4 protein-coding genes are annotated in these 3,171 nt (G+C 31.6%); all 4 read right to left on the minus strand.

Features of this window, described 5'->3' with window-relative positions; genetic code table 11:
• A partial coding sequence (locus ACK5ON_RS05490; protein WP_409820644.1) for an aminotransferase class III-fold pyridoxal phosphate-dependent enzyme occupies positions 1-237 on the minus strand: 237 nt, incomplete at its 3' end.
• Between the two features lie 31 nt (positions 238-268).
• On the minus strand, positions 269-1,165 hold the full coding sequence (locus ACK5ON_RS05495) for a glucosaminidase domain-containing protein (protein WP_409820646.1): 897 nt from the start codon (positions 1,163-1,165) through the stop codon (positions 269-271).
• A complete protein-coding gene (locus ACK5ON_RS05500; RefSeq protein WP_409820648.1) occupies positions 1,158-2,060 on the minus strand; it encodes a 1-aminocyclopropane-1-carboxylate deaminase/D-cysteine desulfhydrase in 903 nt (300 codons plus the stop codon). The genes ACK5ON_RS05495 and ACK5ON_RS05500 overlap by 8 nt, the downstream gene beginning before the upstream one ends.
• 82 nt (positions 2,061-2,142) lie before the next feature.
• On the minus strand, positions 2,143-3,171 hold a 1,029-nt coding region (locus tag ACK5ON_RS05505), incomplete at its 5' end, for a T9SS type A sorting domain-containing protein (protein WP_409820650.1).

Below are 3,171 nucleotides of genomic sequence, written 5' to 3' on the forward strand. Positions count from 1 at the left end.
TTCAATGACTGCATCTACAACTGGTGGAAATGCATGCCCTAAAATCATTGGTCCCCAAGAATTAATGTAATCAATCAATCGATTATCATCTTCGTCATACAAATAAGCGCCTTTAGCACTTTTGGCAAAAATTGGAGTTCCACCAACACCTTTGAATGCTCTAACAGGTGAATTGACTCCTCCGGGAATTACTTTTTCAGCTTCAATAAATAATTGACTGCTTCTTTGATAAATCATATCGTAAATGAAATTTTAAAATGAGACTATTTTATTTAACAAGTAAACTTTGACCAAGAGATAAAGTATTGTCTGTTAAATTATTTTTCTTTTTCAATTCTTCAATTGAAATATTGAATTTTTTGGAAATTGAATATAGTGTGTCTCCTTTAACTACGGTATACATTTCATTATTATTTTCGTAGGTAATTGGTTGAGACTTTACAATTGGAGTATATTCTTTTCCTAAAACTTCAGCATCATACTTGGCTAATTGGTAACGTTCTATTAGCGCAATCAGTTTGTCAGGATATTTGGGATCAGTGGCGTAACCAGCAAGTTTTAATCCATTTGCCCAAGCAGCATAATCATCTTTATCTAACTGAAAAAGAGTGGAATATCTTGGTCTGCTTGTTAAAAAATAGGAATGATCACGAAAAGAATCGCTTGGGTCATCATATTTTCTGAAACATTCATTTTCGGCATCATCAGTATAACTAATGCTTGGTCCTGTCCATTCTTTATGGCATTTTATTCCAAAATGATTATTGGCTTGTATACTCAGCGGACCAGTTCCAGCACCCGATTCCAATATAGCTTGACCTAAGGTAATGCTGGAAGGAATGCCAGTTTTTACCATATTATCTTTGGCTATTTCTTTATATTGTTCAATGTAGGCCAACACCATTTGCGTAGTGACTTTTACTCTTGTCGTTGCTTCTAATACAACAGCTGAGTTGTCTTGATTTGAAACTGATATTTTAGGTTTTTGGGGTTCAGTATCAGATTGCTTTTGACCTGTTGGCTTATAAATTGGTTTTCTAGTCGCCTGTGCTACGGGAGTTCCAGACTTTCTTGGATCAGGTTTTGAAGTTCTCACCACAGCATTATTTGTGCTACATGATGAAACAAAAATGAGGATAAACAATAAAATAAAATTTTTAATCATGGATGATAATTTCAATTTGTTTTTTTTGTCTTAATAAATTGTTCATTCCAGCAATACCTTGCAATCCGCCGGTATGTATTACTAATATTTTTGAATTATCAGGAAACCAATTTTTTTCTATTAAATCCATAACACCAAAAACCATTTTTCCGGAGTAAATTGGGTCTAATGGTATTTTATATTTCTGATGAAATTCATTTATAAAAACTATTAATTCCTCAGTAACTTTTGCATAACCTCCAAAATGGTAATCAGTTATTAATTCCCAATTACTATTCTTAGCAAATTTACGAATATCTTCTGATAGAAAATCACCTTTCAAAGCAGGAAATCCTAAAACTTGTTGACTAGGTTTTGAACAATTAATAATCCCTGAAATTGTTCCTCCAGTTCCGACAGCACAGCAAACAAAGTCAAATTCAGTATCGCCATTAATCAAAATCTCTTCACAACCTTTAATGGCTAATTCATTTGTTCCGCCTTCGGGCAACAAATAAAAATTTCCAAACTTTTCTTCTAATTTAGTTATAAATTTTGGATTGTTTTTATGGTTGTAATTTTCTCTTGAAACAAACTCAAAAATCATTCCGAAATCTTTCGCTTTTTGGAGTGTTGGATTGTCTGAAATTTTGTCATGCAACTCTTCACCTCTGATGATACCGATAGTTTTAAAACCATGTTCACTTCCTGCAGCTGCAACTGCTAAGATATGATTAGAAAATGCACCGCCAAAAGTCAATAAAGTTTCCTTTTTATCTTTCTTGGCTTGAAGTAAATTGTATTTTAATTTCCTGAATTTATTTCCAGAAACGTGTGGATGAATTTTATCTTCTCGCTTAATAAATAGCGAGTAATTTGGATGTTCTATTTGAATTTTTTGATTGTAAGTTTCCAAAAAATATGTTTTCGCAAAGGTACGAAATACATAATTTTTATGGGATGAAAAGCAATTTAAAAATGCTGTATTTGAAATAATTTTAGTTAGAAGAAACTATAATTTTTTGAACCATTTTTCTATTTTCTGAAGTAAGTACTTCAACTAGATAAACAGAAGACGGCAAACCACTTGTGGAAAATTGATAGCTATTTTGAGAACCTAACCTTTGCTTGTCAAAAATTTGTTTACCAGTCAAGTCATAAAGTGTCACCGATTTAATTTCTAATAAATTAGGATTTTGTACTGTCACCGTTTGAGTAGTATTGTTTTGAGTGATTATAAAATTAGATTTTATACCATCATTAGTATTCAATGTTGAATTCTTAAAGGTTATTTCAAATCGATTATTATAAATCCCAGTAGGTAAAGTGATATCACAACTACTGTTTTTTATCTCGTGATAAACACCTGTAATATTATCGTATAAATAAACATTATCAACGTCAAAATTTACAAATTCATTTACTTTAATAGTAAAAGTAAACAAACCATTAGTTGCATTTTTAAAACCAATTGGAAATCTTTTATTTTCATCAAAACTAGTCGTTGAGTGAACATAAAGTTCATTGTTTAAAACCAAATACATGTCTGCAATAATATCAGCTTCTGCTGCAGGAAACTTTGAGTCAGCTAAATCAACTCCATCAATCGCAGTTGGAAGAAAACAAACTGCAATTTGTCTAACTGCTTGGTTATTTAAAGATGTATTTACAATAAAATGCGGTGTAGGACTTTTACTTATTTGTGTATAATCTATTCCTGCGACATTAGGTATATCATCATAAAATCCATAATCTTCATTTTCATTTGAATTTCGTTCGAATTGTGAAAAATTTGCAACACTTTCTGTACGATAAACACGATATGAATTTCGCATTTGAACAAAACCATTAGCTATACCTCTTACCATAAAACCTTGACCAATTGGCGAAAATCTTCGCTGGTATATATTGTTAGGATTACTAAAAACAGACCCTTGGTTTCCAGCTACATCGTAGGTATAAAAAGTAGCAGGAGTATATACACTGGTACTTCCATTATAAACACCATATCCGCCTCTATATTGTGC

It is taken from the genome of Flavobacterium sp., assembly GCF_046317795.1.
Lineage (GTDB): Bacteria > Bacteroidota > Bacteroidia > Flavobacteriales > Flavobacteriaceae > Flavobacterium.

What these genes read in the sequence shown, in the direction of transcription:
- ACK5ON_RS05495 (WP_409820646.1), bottom strand. Translation starts at nt 1,165, where the DNA reads ATGATTAAAAATTTTATTTTATTGTTTATCCTCATTTTTGTTTCATCA.